The sequence below is a fragment of the Lacticigenium naphthae DSM 19658 genome, assembly GCF_000425865.1.
GTDB lineage: Bacteria > Bacillota > Bacilli > Lactobacillales > Carnobacteriaceae_A > Lacticigenium > Lacticigenium naphthae.
Window position 1 is genome coordinate 175,379 of sequence record NZ_AUEG01000002.1, and the last position, 16,307, is coordinate 191,685.

10 protein-coding genes are annotated in these 16,307 nt (G+C 37.6%); 6 read left to right on the forward strand and 4 right to left on the reverse strand.

The genetic code is table 11. The annotated features are described in order from the left end of the window. Positions 1-257: 257 nt before the first annotated feature. The 4 genes from H626_RS0103645 to H626_RS10575 all read left to right on the forward strand — a co-directional run bounded on the left by H626_RS0103645 (position 258) and on the right by H626_RS10575 (position 7,209). Complete coding sequence (locus tag H626_RS0103645) at positions 258-3,734, forward strand: Cna B-type domain-containing protein (protein ID WP_027108127.1); 3,477 nt, start codon at positions 258-260, stop codon at positions 3,732-3,734. A gap of 24 nt (positions 3,735-3,758) precedes the next feature. After that, complete coding sequence (locus tag H626_RS0103650) at positions 3,759-5,489, forward strand: SpaA isopeptide-forming pilin-related protein (protein ID WP_027108128.1); 1,731 nt, start codon at positions 3,759-3,761, stop codon at positions 5,487-5,489. 93 nt (positions 5,490-5,582) lie between these two features. Continuing rightward, complete coding sequence (locus H626_RS0103655) at positions 5,583-6,464, forward strand: class C sortase (protein ID WP_051237777.1); 882 nt, start codon at positions 5,583-5,585, stop codon at positions 6,462-6,464. Then, a complete protein-coding gene (locus H626_RS10575; RefSeq protein ID WP_035618546.1) occupies positions 6,457-7,209 on the forward strand; it encodes a class C sortase in 753 nt (250 codons plus the stop codon). The genes H626_RS0103655 and H626_RS10575 overlap by 8 nt, the downstream gene beginning before the upstream one ends. Positions 7,210-7,262: 53 nt before the next feature. Here H626_RS10575 and arcC read toward each other — a convergent pair whose 3' ends face one another. Genes arcC through H626_RS11265 form a run of 3 tightly spaced genes read right to left on the reverse strand, consistent with a single transcriptional unit; the run spans position 7,263 to position 12,087 of the window. Next, a complete protein-coding gene (gene arcC / locus H626_RS0103665; RefSeq protein WP_027108130.1) occupies positions 7,263-8,207 on the reverse strand; it encodes a carbamate kinase in 945 nt (314 codons plus the stop codon). 40 nt (positions 8,208-8,247) lie between these two features. Then, a complete protein-coding gene (locus tag H626_RS0103670) occupies positions 8,248-9,081 on the reverse strand; it encodes an oxamate carbamoyltransferase subunit AllH family protein (protein ID WP_027108131.1) in 834 nt (277 codons plus the stop codon). A gap of 3 nt (positions 9,082-9,084) precedes the next feature. Next, entirely contained in the window at positions 9,085-12,087 is a 3,003-nt protein-coding gene (locus H626_RS11265; protein ID WP_027108132.1) for a bifunctional FdrA/YlbE family protein, read from the reverse strand. A gap of 158 nt (positions 12,088-12,245) precedes the next feature. Between H626_RS11265 and H626_RS0103680 the strand changes: the two genes are divergently transcribed. Together H626_RS0103680 and H626_RS10580 are read left to right on the forward strand one after the other, a co-directional pair. Further along, on the forward strand, positions 12,246-13,877 hold the full coding sequence (locus tag H626_RS0103680) for a PucR family transcriptional regulator (RefSeq protein WP_027108133.1): 1,632 nt from the start codon (positions 12,246-12,248) through the stop codon (positions 13,875-13,877). Then, on the forward strand, positions 13,874-14,734 hold the full coding sequence (locus H626_RS10580; protein WP_051237780.1) for an alpha/beta hydrolase: 861 nt from the start codon (positions 13,874-13,876) through the stop codon (positions 14,732-14,734). Before H626_RS0103680 ends, H626_RS10580 begins: the two co-directional genes overlap by 4 nt. A gap of 218 nt (positions 14,735-14,952) precedes the next feature. Here H626_RS10580 and H626_RS0103690 read toward each other — a convergent pair whose 3' ends face one another. Beyond that, positions 14,953-16,215, reverse strand: a complete 1,263-nt coding sequence (locus tag H626_RS0103690; protein WP_027108134.1) for an MFS transporter — start codon at positions 16,213-16,215, stop codon at positions 14,953-14,955. Positions 16,216-16,307: the final 92 nt, after the last annotated feature.

Genomic DNA, 16,307 nt, shown 5'->3' on the forward strand with positions numbered 1-16,307 from the left:
CCATCTCATCTAAAAAGCGACGAACTTTTCACCGCTATTTTCATCTCGTTTGATACTCCCGCATTATTTTCCCTACTCACTTTTCATCTTGTTTACCCACGTTTTTTTGTCATACCCTGCTTTGTTACTCTTCTTCTCATTTCTTCCTACTTAATTTCCAAAAAAACCTATAAGGAGGTGGCGTCTCTGAAAAAACCTATTGCCCACACTAAGATCACACACTCATTGTCTTTATAGTTAATGGAGGTGTATAGGATGTGAAAACACAAAAAAAGCCAGTGCTTACTCATTTTATCACGCTTCTTTTCCTTCTGTTTCAATTCATTCAATTTATCCCACTGGGTTTAGTTTCCTCTATCACAGCTTCAGCTCAAGCCGCTAATACAACTACTCTGTTTTCAGATGGTTCCGGTTCGAGTAATGCAACATGGAGCGCGAGTGCAGATGGAAAACAAATCAATTGGTCTGTTACTGTGAATCAGAATGAAACAGAAAAAGAAGCCTCTCCTTCAGTTGAAATTAGTATTCCTTCAAATGTCGGAGAACCTAAAATTGTAAGTGCATCTTTAAATGGCACAAATTTAAGTGGTGTAACCTTCTCATCAGTCAATGGACGCTACGTATTTAATCCTCAAACATACTCGACCACAGCACAAAAACTTCAAGTTGAATTTATCACTCCAGTAAGTGATAGTTCCTCCACCACTCTCGCTTTTTCCTTAGGTAGTAACATTAAACTACAAGAAAGCCCTTCTCCGTCTTCGTTAAAAGCTATTTCTGTTCACAATCTATTTGCACAATTAGAAGCTGAACGTTTAGTTGCTGAAGAAGCCGCTGCCGAAAAAGTTGCGCAAGAAGAGGCTGAACGTGTAGCCGCTGAAGAAGCTGCTGCTGAAATAGCTGCACAAGAAGAGGCTGAACGTGTAGCCGCTGAAGAAGCTGCTGCTAAAATAGCTGCACAAGAAGAGGCTGAACGTGTAGCTGCTGAAGAAGCCACTGTGCAAGAAGAAATTATTGAGGAAAAAGTAGAAGAACCAATCACTGAAGAGGATATTTCAGAAGATCTTTCATCTGAAGAACCTGTTCAACCAACAGATGGAGAAGACGCTATCGAAGAGATTTTACCTGAATCAGAAAACAAAGAAGAGCCTGTTTCAGAAGATGTACAAGCTCCTTTAGTAGATGAAACGGAAGAGAATTCCCAAGCAGTTACTCCTAATGTAAAAGAAGAAATGACTGACTTCCAAACAATTGAAAAAGCTGCTGTTACTGCTGAACCATCTGATATTTCAATACTATCTGGTGGCAGTTATACGATCGATTTCTCTGCATATGATCCTGATTACTATGATTTTAAACTCCCATTAAATTACCCAACGCCCCCTTCTGGACGTGCTGAAGATCCTATGCCTGGTGCAAATAGTGCGCATACTGTGGAATCATTGCAACCTCGTAACTTAGCATTGGGTCAAATCGTTCCCTTTGAAGCTGAAATCACAGTAAGTGGAACGACCTCACCTGAGGATGGCACCATTATCTTTACTGCCGGATGGGATACAGTCACTACAAATGGATCCGATTTTGGTTTTGATCCAGACTACAAAGTATTTGCTGCCTTCGTTGATACGCTGTCTCCATATTCAATCGATCCCGACGGTAATGCTACCGTTGCCATCGTTGGAAACGAAGTCGTTGGAACGGAAATTCAAGGAACGTTTGAAGTATCCGGACTCAATGATGGAGATACTATTATCGTAGAGATGTGGGTAGTTCTCAAAGATTCATTGCCGGATAAAGTTGGAAACACTGTACAAACACGCTTGATCAGCGGAGAAACCAGTACAGGAGATACCGTCAATACAGGTAATCAAACCGTTCCGTTAAATCAATCCGGACAATTCACATCTGTAGAAGCGGATGTAAGCATTATTAAATCAGATGAACCAGATCCATTGTATTCAACTGAAACACTAACTTATACGATCACAGTAACAAATAATTCTACGGATACAGTTGCTAATGGAATTGTCGTTGAGGACACACTTGATCCTTTCGTTACTTTTGTCAGTGCGAGTGATTCTGGAGCGCATATGACCAGTGATCCTGATGGTAGTGGAGGTGTGGTTACTTGGCCGGCATTTGCTTTAGAACCGGGCGGATCGAGAGACTTTACATTGACCGTAACAGTTGATGAAGATGCTCCGACTGAAACATTCTTAGGGACAACTTCTGACGACCGTGGTTCCGCTTCGGATATACGTTTGGCTACTGCAGACTTATCGAACGTTGTGATCATTGCTTCACTGATCACCAGTGACCCAAATCTTGCGAATAATATGTGGCAAGAACCAACCAACGTGCTTCCTCGGATGTCTGTCGAAGCTAGAAAAATTTGGGTGGGTGGCCCAGAAGAAAGCCACCGTGCTGTTACACTAACACTTAGCCGTACGACAGATGATATAAACTATGAGATCGTCACGGTCACCCCAACCATTACAGATGAAGATGAGACAAATCATAGTTTCGATTATCTCTGGAGTGGTCTACCTCAATATGATTCACAAGGAAATGAATATTCATATAAAGTCACCGAAGTCGAAACGATTGAAAATTATAAATCCACAATTGTTTATGACACTGAAAATGATATCTGGCTAGTCACAAACACCTATGAAAGTCCAAAAGAACCCGTGAATGCTACCAAAACATGGATCAATGGACCAGAAGATAAACCAACGATCTACTTCCAACTCTATCGTCAAATCGGTGAGGGAACCCCCGAAGCCGTGGGCCAACCTGTTTTAGTAGACGATGTACAAAATACAGGGACCTACTCTATCCCAGTTTATATGGGTGAACATGACGTTTACGATACTAATGGTGTCGCTTACACCTATTATGTAGAGGAATCACCTGATTTGGATGATTATATCACTACGGAAAATGGCTTACTGGTTACAAATGAATACACCATCCCTCAAATGTCGATCGCTGGAACAAAATCTTGGTTCAATGACACACAAGCCCATCGCCCCGACTCTTTGACTGTCACTCTCTACCGCATGATTGCTGGAGGAACTATAGAAGAAGTTACTTCCACAACAACAACTGCGAATGAAAACTGGGCTTACGATTTTGGAGAACAAGATGCCACAGATATCAACGGAATAGCTTATAACTACTCTATTACTGAAAGCGTCCCTACAAATTACATTGAGGACTACGCAGAAGCCTACTATATAGAATCTGAGTTGCAACTTGATGTATCCAATACACTTGTAATGGGCGATCTCTTCATCTTGAAAACAGACATGCTTGGTAATCCAATAGTGAACAACCCATCCGAATTCAAGCTCACCCGTATTCTCCCCGAAGTTCTAGAAGAGAATCAATTCACACTCACACAATCCACCAATTCATCCGGTCACTTGATTTTTGAAGACTTATTAGCAGGAACTTATCTCCTAGAAGAATTAACAGCTCCTAGTGGATTCAACTTACTTGAAGAAGATTTAACTATTGTTATAGAAAAAGGTGAAAATGGAGAAACAATTGTTCGAATGGACGAAACGATTATTACAGAAGAAAATCCATTACTCATCAAAAACAAACCTACACAAACTTTGCCTTCTACAGGAAGCATGGGCACAACCCTCTTCACCGTTTTAGGTATCGCGTTGATGGGTGGGACATTATACGGTCTCAGAAAGAAAAATAGAAAAACAAACCAATAAAAAAGTAAAGGAGAGTTGAAGACAATGACTAAATACAAAGCAAAAATTATAGGCTTGTTGATGGGACTGATGATGATTCTATCCGTTCTTGCACCTACAATGGCAATGGCATCTGTTGTACCATCAGATAATGCTCGTCCAGCAACTGGTGATCTAATGATCCACAAAATTCAATACAACGGGCCTACAGCTCCGGTTATTACCAACAATGGACTGGAACTCCCATCACTTCCTGCAGATACTAAACCTCTTGCAGGAGTCGAATTTACACTATATCAAGTCGACGAGGATGCTGTTCTACCTATAGACACCACTGGAATGACTGCTTATCGAGTAGAAACTTCAGATTCTGATGGCTTAGCAGACTTTCTGGAATTACCAGCCGGCCGCTACTATGTCGTAGAAACTGATTATCCATCCGGTGTCGAAGAATTTAGTGATCCCTTCCTCGTCGATGTACCCATGATGCATCCTGATGGGGACAGATGGAACGAAGTAGTTCACGTTTATCCTAAGAACCAATTAGTCTTAGGTGCTGTAGAATTGACAAAATGGGCAGAAATGGTAGATGGACCAGTACTTCCTGGGGCCGTATTCAGTTTATTCCACGCTGAAGATGATTCTTTAGTACAAAGCGGATTAACAACTGATGAATACGGAAAAATATTTGTAGGTGAACTTGAAGTAGGTAGCTACTATTTCATGGAAACTGCAGCTCCAACAGGATACGGATTAGATCAAACGAAGATTCCTTTTGAAATCACATTAAGTAATCATGCTTACAATGACGACGGTTTGATTTTAGATGAAGTTCTTTCAGTCGAACTAATCGACTATGACTTACCAGCCATTGAAAAATTTGTAACGGAAATAGATCGAAAAGTTGATACTGCTGATTACTTTGAAGAAATCACTTGGATAATCAGACCAGAAGTACCAACTAACATTGAAACTTATAGTTCCTTCAAAATTGTCGATACGTTTGGAGATACACTCACTTATTTAAATGATATTTCAATAACAGGTGATGGTGTGGCAATTGATGTTGCTGATTTCACTGCATCTGGAGTCGCTTTGAACGATGAAGGTGGTACTTTGACCATTGACATTACACCGAGCGCACTTGAAGGTGTAGATGAGTTATTGATAACATTTAAAACACATATCAATGAAAATGCAGTTATGGGAATAGATTATGAAAATAATGTCATGTTAGAATTTAATAACGGATTTTCCGCCTATACTGCTGAAGAAGAAGATGCTCCTTACGTTCATACTGGCGGTAAACCATTTGTCAAAGAAACTAAAGCAGGCGAAGGTTTACCTGGAGCAGAATTTGTTATCTATAAATTGGTAGATGGCGTCAAACAATATTTAGATAGCAATCATGACTGGGGCTTGATGGGAGATGCACACCCATTTGTTTCGGATGGGGATGGCTACTTCGAAGTGAAAGGTTTAGCTTACGGAGATTACTATTTACATGAAACAAAAGCTCCTGAAGTTGATGGCATTCAATATCAATTGCTTAACAATGATGTACCATTCACTGTGGCTGCTGACAGTTTCTATAGCGACCCAACAAGCATTGAGCTTCCAACTGCTACGCCTACTGCTATTCGCGCTAACATCGTAAACAGTCCTGAGATCAATCTACCTCAAACAGGTGGTATGGGCACGTTAGTATTCAGTCTACTTGGTTTAGGATTGATGGGCTCTTCAGTCAAACTCTATAAAAAAACATCCAAGAAATAACTTCAATCGTTGATCCTCAGGGATGGGACTCCTGTCTCATCCCTCTTCTTACATACACATCTTGTATGAAACAAAAGAAGGGAGGGATTCCTCTTGAAAAAGTTCCATTTTTCTAAACCTTCTATTTCCTCTGCTTTACTCCTTATTGGTTTTCTCATCGGTCTTTCCATCTTTCTTTACCCCGTTGTCACTCAGATTTATTCTCAAATGAACCAAACTCATGTTATTGATGTCTATCAAGATTCTTTAAATGATTTTACTCAAGAGGACTTAGAAGAAATAAAAGATAAAGCTTCTGAATATAATCAGTCTCTAACTGGAGAGACTTCTTTCATAGAAGATCCTTTTGCAGAAACAGATGAAGCTGAAGTCTCTGCAATGGACGTAACAAGTTCTTTTAATGTCTTTACGGATTCTTTGGGGGAAGTCCTTGGATATATTGACATCCCTGATATAGAAGCTTATTTACCCATATATGCTGGTACAAGTGATGCTGTTCTTCAAAAGGGCATCGGGTTATTTGAAAATACTTCCTTTCCTACTGGTGGCGGAGGAACACATTCCGTTCTTACCGGACACCGAGGGCTTCCCACTTCAAAGTTATTTACCGATTTACCAGACGTGGCTATTGGAAATGTATTTTATTTGCATGTATTAGATGAAGTTCTTGCTTATGAAGTAAAAGAAACCCAAGTCGTCTTACCTTACGAGACAGATCACATCGCTATTCAAGAAGGAAAAGACTTGGTTACATTGATTACTTGTACCCCTTACATGATCAATACTCATCGCTTACTTGTCACAGGCGAACGTATCCCCTATACACCTGAAGAAGAATTAGTATCTTCTAAAGAAACTGATTTACCTCTCTCACCTCTTATCACCATATTCCTTCCAGCGATCATCCTACTGACTCTTTTGATCTCCTTTATCTGGTATCAAAAGAAAAAAAGGGGAGTGAATTTAAATGAATAAAAAAAATCTGTTTGCTCTCTTTATTTTTTTGATCGGTCTAGGACTGTTTCTTTATCCTACTATTTCTCATTATGTTAATGACTATTCTATACACAAAGAAATCGAAGAATTTCAATTAGTGTCTGCTGAACCCTTGAATCCTGGGGAAAAAGAATCATTATGGAAAGATATGGAAGAATACAATGATTCACTAATCGGAAATGAAAACAATGCTGTTCAAGATGCATTCACTGAAGAAGTAGTTGCCTCTAATCCCTTTTATCAAGTCGAAGACGGAGAAAAACCAATCGAAGCTGAAATTGATGCAGATCAAACTTTTGATGTTCATTCTTCTCTTGCATCCAGTCCTTTTTATTTCGTCATTCGTATACCCAAAATCAACGTAGAGTTGCCCATCTATATGGGTGCGAGCGATCAGAATCTCTTAAAAGGTGCTGCTCAAATTACAGGTACCTCTCTCCCACTTGGTGGAGCAAACACGCATTCTGTTATTGCGGGACATCGAGGGACGTTGAATCACCGAATGTTTTTAGATTTAAACAAATTAGGAGCTGGCGATACCTTTGAGATTCAAACTTTGGATGGACTGTTAACCTATCGCGTCACTGGGAGTAAAGTCGTTTACCCCAATGAAGTAGATACCTTACAAATCAAAGAAGGAAAAGATTTGGTTACACTGGTCACTTGTTTGAAATATCCGATGAATTATAAACGATTACTCGTTTATGGCGAGCGTGTCGATTAACAATAAAAAGGTAGCGGCTGGGAAAAATTCCCAACCGCTACCTTTTTTACGGATCAACCTTTTACTACGGTAGTTACAGAGCCATCTTCATCAAATAGTTTATCGACATTCTCTAAAGAAGTAATGATGGCTTTCCCTTCTTCTGTACTCTCGACAAATTGAATAGCTGCTTCAACTTTTGGAAGCATACTACCGGGAGCAAATTGATTGTCCTTAATGTACTCGCGCAGTTCGCTAGTACTTACCGTTTCTAATTTTTCCTGATTTGGTTTATTCCAATTCACATAAATATTATCTACTCCTGTGAGAATAATGAGGTAATCTGCCTCAACTAATTCGCTTAATTTTGCGGCAGCAAAATCCTTATCGATTACGGCTTCTATACCCTTAAATCCTTCTTCTGAAGCAACAACAGGAATACCGCCGCCTCCAGCTGAAATGGTGACAACATCATTATTTATCAAACTTTCGACAATAGGATATTCTAAAATATTTACAGGTTTGGGAGAAGGCACTACTTTTCTCCAGCCTCTGCCTGCGTCTTCAATAAAAGTGCCCTTGCCATTTTTCATTTCTTCCTCAGCTTTTTGTTCTGATAAAAATGGACCAATCGGCTTAGATGGTTTTTTAAATGCTGGATCATCCGGTGATACTTGCACCTGTGTGATCAAAGACACTACTTGTTTTTCAATATTATTCGCTATCAGTGCCTCTCTCAATGAGTTTTGCAACCAATACCCAATACTTCCTTGGGTCATTGCAACACAGCTATCCAATGGTAGCGCCGGATTCTCTTTTGAATCAGTTCCTTGCTGTTGCAGTAAGAGATTCCCCACTTGCGGCCCATTTCCATGTGTAATAATCAACTTATGTCCCTCTTTAATGAAGTTCACAAGGTATTCACTTGTTTTTCTTAAAGACTCTTTTTGAGCTTCTGCAGTAGGAACGTCAGATAAAATCGCATTTCCTCCCAAAGCCACCACAATTTTTTTAGGCATAGTATTTTCTCCTTTGCAATTTGTACAGTACCCTATCAAACTAATAACTTCTTAAAACAATAGATAGTCCATACAGAGTATCCCAACCAGAAGTATGACCATACTCAGTAATATCTTTGATCACTCTATCCAATTGTTTTTCATTACCCTCTTGAACAACAGTCATAAACTCAACAAATCGAGAACTTGTATACCCAGACAATAAAGCTTGATAATAAGCCTGACTCACATCCGTCGTATTGTTCCGAGCAAGAGACTCTTTCAAGGAATAATACCATTGCAAAGAATCTTCTAAAGAATATAGCATCATATACATACCCATTAGAATATCATCTCCGCTAGGTGTTAACCCTTTTCCTCTTCCTACAAGGTAATCAAATAGTCTTTTATTTGTGGCTGTATTCTTAAATTCATCTCGGATCACGTCGCTTAGAATGTGTTCATCGGCAATATTTAGACCCATTTTATTTTCTATATCCAACTCTTCTAATTTTGTGCTCACTTTTTTTAAGAAAAATGGCTCTGCAGTCTTTATCAATGGAATGCGACAATTAAATTCTGTGAAATTCTGAATAGTGACTTTCAAAATTCTGTATTGTGAATAAATCATCATTTTTTCTTTGTGAACAACAACCTTATTTCCAATTTGGAGAAAAGCGAGGATTGTTTCCATGTCAGTTTCAGATATTCCAAATCCGAAAGCAGAAATCCCCAGCTCGATCTTTCCAAAGTGAATTAATTTTCCTTGAAGAATTATATTGAAACTGCTCTTAAAAATTGAATGAATTTCTCCCATACCGGTATTTAATAAATCATGGGACAAAAAAGTGCTTTTTATCCCATGATCCACGCTAAATATATGATTCGTGATCATAATTTATCCGACTGAAATTCCCATTTTTCCAGCATATGCAGTTAAAGCTTTTTCAAAACAAGCCAATGGGGCTTTTACAGTTCCGGCCCCTACTTGTCCCAATCCTGCAATTTTATGAGCAATACCGGTATTGATCACAGGGGTTATTCCTGTTTCTACTACCTTGCGGATATCGATCCCCAATGAAGCACCTCGGAAATCCCAAGTTGGAATCGTCCAATTAGGGTTTTGAGAAACACAAATTTCAGACATCTCATTTGATACTCTCAATGCATCGCCAAATCCACCGGCACCTACGAAGCGAGTTACTCCTGGAGCTGCTATAATAGCCATGCCACCTACGCCAACTGTTTCAGCAATAGCACTATCTCCAATATCAGGATTAGCATCTTCTTCGGAGAACCCTGTAAAATACAATCCATTTGGCGTATTAACAGGAGCTGTAAACCACTGATCTCCCATACCACTAATACGGATACCAAAGTCTTTACCGTTACGGGTCAATGCTGTCACAATAGTACCCTCTTCTAGTTTACGAGCATAATCAGTGATCGCTTTTCCTGTAGCCATCATAATATTCAAAAAGAATTGATCTGTTTTGGCTAAAAACTCTATTACATCTTTTTTATCTTTTTCATCAATAGCTAGTTGAACAAGAGTTGGGGTAACCTCTTTAAGGAAAATAAGTGATGCAGCAATGTTTCTTTGGTGGAACTCATCTCCCATTGTGATTGCTTTAGCTACGATTACATTCAGGTTTAGTCCACCCTCTAAGTTTCTTATTGCTTGTCCTAATACTGGGCCAAGGACATCTCTCATCCATAATAATCTATCAACAACTTCTTGAGAATATGCTCCAAAACGGAGAACTTTGCCGATACCTTCGTTTAAAGTACAGTACGCTGTCGTATCGTCTTCTTTATTCTTCACAACTAACACAGGCATATTTCCAGAAGTGATACCTCCCATTGGACCTACAGCATCAACGTGATGACATGGAATAAAGGTTACTTCCCCATTTTCAAGTTGTTCTCTTGCTTCTTCTTCACTTTTTGCCCATCCTTCAAATAGACTCGCTCCTACACACGATCCTTGCATCGGTCCAGTCATTTCGTTGTACTGAATAGGAGGACCCGCATGTAATAATACTTTCCCATTTAATTCTTCAATCACAGAATTAGCAGGAACAACATCCGTCAAGAAAGGCTGCGAGTTTTTCATGCGAGAAATGACTTTATTATTTGATTCATCAATTTCATTGGCATGATCAGACAGACGATTCAAAATGTTAATTAATTTTTTGTTTCCCCCTGCCATTGGCTTCCAATCATACTGAACAGCTTTTCCACCATGTTTTTCAATTGATTCAGTAAAACTCTCTAACCCAATATTGATTACTTCGGGAACGCTATTGAATAGACTATCAACTTTAGCACTCAGTTTAGGGAGCTGCATTTTTGTCCCAGTATATTCTTTAACAATTTTTCTTTGCTCTGAAAATTCTTTGCCCATTAATTTTAATGCTAATTGAACAGCACGTGCGTTGCTTTTTTCTACTAATACACCCGCTTCTTTCAAAAGAGAAATGCTTTCTTCATAATTTTGAGGATCTAGATTGGTTCCCACAACGGTACCAATAATTTTTAGCGGCGTTCTTTTTTCTTTCGCATTTTCTAAAACTTCTTCTATGACCGGTTTTAAAGCCGATGCCATATCTGGATGTGCACCGTATCCTAAAACGATATCCAACAAAATAATTCCTGTTGTTTCGTCACTTGCGGCTTCTCGTATTTTTTTGATTCTAACTTCTGGATCGATCATTGGATGTGGTTTTCCTTGTGTATAAACGTCATCCCCCAAATCCATGATTTCAAATCCTTTAGTGTTAAGAATATACCCCTCTTTTTTGGTTAATTCACCTAAATCTAAGGCTTCTGAAACAAGCATTCCTGCTTCGTTAGCTAATGTACCGCCAGAATATAACCCTTTGACCGTTGTTTTTTCTGAAAAATCAACAGTTACCGTTGTATCGATCGGACTGAAATAAGAATCTTTGACTTTAGTACCATTGGCCAAATCAATAGCTATGTTAGCCGTTTCTTCTAAGGTATGTGCCAAATAGACATTACCAATATGACTTTCTGGGTTCTCTCCCAAGAAAATTGCAACAACCGGTTTGGAAACGGCTTGTAACAATTCCATTACTTCATCACGCACTCTTTTTGCAGGCGGCTTGGAGATTACCACAATAACTTCTGTAGGCTCATGATTTTCCAGACCAATGATTGCATCTTTCATCGTCGTTCCACCAACTTTTTCATGAAGGTCACGTCCACCTGTGCCTATAGCATGCACGACGCCTCCACCTAAACGCTCAATAATAGTAGTGACTTCTTGTATTCCCGTTCCTGAAGCTCCTACGATCCCAATATTTCCTGGGTTGACAACATTTGTAAATGCCATCGGAATACTTGAAATGATTCCCGTCCCACAATCAGGTCCCATGAGTAATAGACCCTTTTCATGTGCTTTATTTTTTAGTCTTACCTCATCTTCTAATGAAACATTATCACTAAAAGAAAATACATGGAGACCTTTGTCTAAAGCTTTCTCGATTTCATCTGCAGCATACGTTCCTGGAATTGATATTAAAGCCATATTACTATCTGGAAGTTGCTCTAAAGCGCCTTCCCAATTTCGTACATTTTTTATAGAATCGGTACTTCTCTTAACTGAAAGATCATTTAAAAAATTATCGATTACTTCTAATACTTTATCTACTAACTCTTTATCTTCTGTATCCACCACGATCACCATATCATTTGGAGTTGCATTCCCTACTTCAGGAGTATACAAATCGGCTGATTGAAAAATATCTTTATTGGCGTCTGTTCCCATCATTACCTGACTCTGATTAACTCCATCAAGAGAACTAACTTCGTTAGTCAAAAGCATTAAATTTATTGAATCTTGATAACTATTTTCTTTGATCACTGTATATAACATTTAATTGCCTCCTTTGTGTTACGCTCATTATAATACGCGTTGTTTACGCATACATTGCAAAGAAACACTAAATAATAGGTTTATTTTTATCCCCTATGGACAATTACTTTTAAATGGGCCATTATTATAATTAGAAAAATAAAGAAAGTAGGTTTAGTATGTCGATCGATATGGAAAAAGTACTTCACTATCCAAGTTTAGAGAAAGCTATATTATTATCAGAAAATGCTGGATTAAAAAATGAGGTTACCGGAGCAATGGTCATGGAGGCTTTAGATGTATCTAATTGGGGCCGACCAGGATTGATCCTATTTACGAGTTATTACGCTTTTGAAAACATTTCAGAAAAAGAACTGGAAGATTTTTTCAAAAAAGCTAAAGAAATCGGAATTGCCGGTTTTGTAATAAAAATAGATCGTTTCGTGGATGAAGTTCCACCTGTTTTTATAGAAAATTGTATAGAGAATGATATGACTCTCATACAAATTGGCAAGCAGACAAGATACGAAAAAATTATAAATGAGATTTTAGAATCTATAATAAATAAAAATGCTTATATTTTAAAAAATTATTATGCTATTCACCAACAATTTGTAAGGTTGATGATGACTCAATCAACTATCGATGAAGTGTTAAAAAATTTAGAAAATCTAATTCATCTGCCCGTCACCTTAATTGAAAAAGTTGATAATATAAAGATCGGAACAAAAGAGAGCCTCCATGAATATACTGTAGTTAAAAAAAATGCATCTGCTGAAAAACATTATATGAATATCAAATATTATGAGTCTACTGTTCGATATGCTTTTAGTGAAGAGGAAGGATTGATTTATTGTATTCCTGTTCCTAATTTAGGTTACGAAGAATATGAATTGATTATCCACGTACAACATAAACAAATTAGCGACATTGATTTAGTCGCAATTGAAAATACTGTTCTTGCCATCCAGACTGAACTTGTAAAAAAATATGCTTTAAGTCAACAAAGGCAAGCGCGGTTGAATGAAATGGCCTCAGACTTACTACATGGTCGGCTAAATAATCCCGAAGATATTAAAGATACCATTCACTATTTAGGATTAAAACAAGACATGGATTATAATATTATTATCTTTAACTTTGAAACAAAAAAAGCTAACTTAACTGACTCTATCTACACTCGTTTTACGGACTCTCTAATCAATCATACAAAAATTGAGTTCCCTGATCGACTCTATGTCAATAGAAAACACAACCTTATTTTAATTACTCCAACTCAGTCTCTACCTGCACAGGAGATGAAGCGGAAAATCAAATCAATTTTTAATAAGATCTTCACGAATAATTTATTTGACAAGGTCAATATTTATACTAGTATGAGCAATACTATACATTTAAATGAACTAGCATCAGGATATAAACAAGCAATAAATGCGCAAAAAATTTTAGAATTAATGAACGAAAACAAAAAAATAGTAACTTATGCCGACTTGGGTATTTATCAATTGTTTGTCAATACAGATAACTTAAATACATTAGAACAATTTATCCCTCAAAAAATCTGGAATTTAAAAGAAAATAATACTGAATTATTACACACATTAAATGTATTTCTGGATGTGAATCAAAATTACTCAGAAGCCTCACAATTGCTATTTGTTCATCCAAAAACAGTACGTTACCGAGTCGACCGTCTAAAAGAAACCTATCAAATAGATTTTCATAATTCAGACGAATTGCTCCAATACAGCATAGCTTTAAGATTATTAAAATTATTGCCCGAAAAATTTAATCAAGGAGAATCAACATGACGAAATTTCAACCGACTATCTTTTCTTATGATACGATTCAAGAAAAAGATATCCCTTTATTTTTCTTTCCTGCTAAAAATAACAGAAAAAACAAAACACTTATTTATCTGCATGGTGGCGGGCTCATTTATGGTGAAGCAAATGACTTGTCAGATGTGTATATTGAAAAAATACTTGCTGCTGGATTTGATTTGATCACACTAGCTTATCCTCTAGCACCTGAGGTGAAAATAGAAACAATAGTAAGCTCGGTAATCACCGGCATAGAATGGTTTCAGAAGAATTACGAAAAGAAACTCAACTTATCTGACAATGGATTTGTTCTTTTCGGAAGATCTTCTGGAGCTTACCTTTCTTTATTAGCTACCTCTAAACTTCGTTTTAAGCCTGAAGCACTGATCCTTTTTTATGGATACTATTCATTAAAAGAAGCCAGTTTCCATGTACCTAGTCGGTATTATTTAACACATACTCTTGTCAAAGAGGAAACGGTAAATAAATTGATCGAAAAGAATCCCAGAGTGAACGGCTCTAAAAATATACGTTATTCCATTTATGTACACTATAGGCAAAAAGGAACATGGATAAAAAATATTATGGATCCCACATCTGAATTAACAGATTATTCTCTTTCAAAAGAGCAATTAAAAGAAATGCCTCCTTCTTTTATAGTAGCTAGTAGGAATGATCCTGAGATACCCTTTTCTCTATCGAAAAAAATGAATAATCTAATTCCACTTTCTCGTCTAGAAGAAATCGATTCTACTTTGCATGATTTCGATCGTGTAGATATTATAGGAAAAGGAAGCCAGACCTATGATCGGTTCATCAATTGGTTATGTGATGGTAGTTATTAACTCTTCATATGTGAATACAATCGAGAGTGGGGCAAAAAACGTTCAGACCCGAATAGAGCAACTGGAGCGGATATTCGAAAGATAGTCGTAGACTATCGAAGAGTATCCGTGAAGTGGCTGTCGGGTCTGTTTTTTGGAGCGCATTTGGGAAAGTAACGTTTGGGAAATGATTAGAGGCTGGGACAAAAGTCCCAGCCTCATCAACTTTCTATCATTTTTTACGCAATTTCAGCTTTTGGTGTTTCTTTAGCCATTACAGCAAAGATTATTAAACCAACAACCATCAATCCTGAAGCCGCATAAAATCCTATTTGCATCGATCCTACTGTATCAGATAAATATCCAGTTATATAAGGAGCTAGGATTGCACCTGACATTCCTATAAAGTTATAGGCACTTAAAGCAGTACCCAAAGCTCTACGGGGAGCATTTTTACTTACATAAGCTACCAAAATAGGATCTATCGCTAATTTACCTGTCAAACCGTAAACAATCAACATAGTGATCAATAAAGTCCGATTAGTAACAAAGGCAATTAAAAATACGGATACAATCGCTATTGGCATTAAAATATAAACTAATTTTTTTGTACTTCCTAGCTTATCAGCACGACTTGCAAAAAAGAGTGCTCCAGGAATAGAAGCCCACGGAACAAGTGAAGAAATGAAACCTACACTAGATCCTACAAATCCTCTCTCTTCAATTAGAAACGATGGCAACCAAGTTAGGATAACAAAGTTAGCATAAATACTTACAAAACAAAGAATAAATACTGCTAATAAATTTTTATTTGAGAATATTGCACCTAAAGAAACTTTCGGTTGATTACTATTATCTTCGACTGGAGTATTGTCCTGAGCATCCGCTTTCGTTTGATCTTCAGGGCGTATTACTTTTTCTTTTAAAATAAAGTAAAATAGAAGTCCAACGATCACCGTTGGTAATGCCATCATAAAGAAAGGTTGGCTCCAATCTCCACCTTTTTCCAAAACTAAATAACTTGAGAGAAGGTAACCACCAGAAGTACCAAAAGCCATCCCACTATTAATAATTGCAGTTCCTAATGTTAATCTTCTTGTTGGAATAGCTTCAGTAGACAAAGCATATTGTGGGCCATAATAAGATCCCTGTCCAATGCCTGCCATTGCACGAATAATTAAAAACATGACGAATGATGAAGCTAGGCCACTAAAAAAGGTCATAGCTCCAAAAAGTAAGAACCCACCCATGATAACTAGCTTCCGACCTATTTTATCACTTAAAGCTCCAAAAGGGATTTGAGCGGCAGCATAGGTAAGAAAGAAAATACTATTTGCTAGTCCTAAATCAGCATTACTAAGGCCAAACTCTTCACCTATCACAGGCATAAGGGGATTGAAAATAGTTCGTGTTGCATACATCAGTATCCATCCAAAAAAGCTTAACATGACAACACGAATCCAATATTTTTCTGAAACGGGCATTGCTTTACCATTATTCATTCTATTCACCTCTTATATTTATTGTCCCTTTTCCATCCTAACAGCTTGTAAAAAGGATTTATTTCAGTATAACCGCTTTCATTTCAATAAAA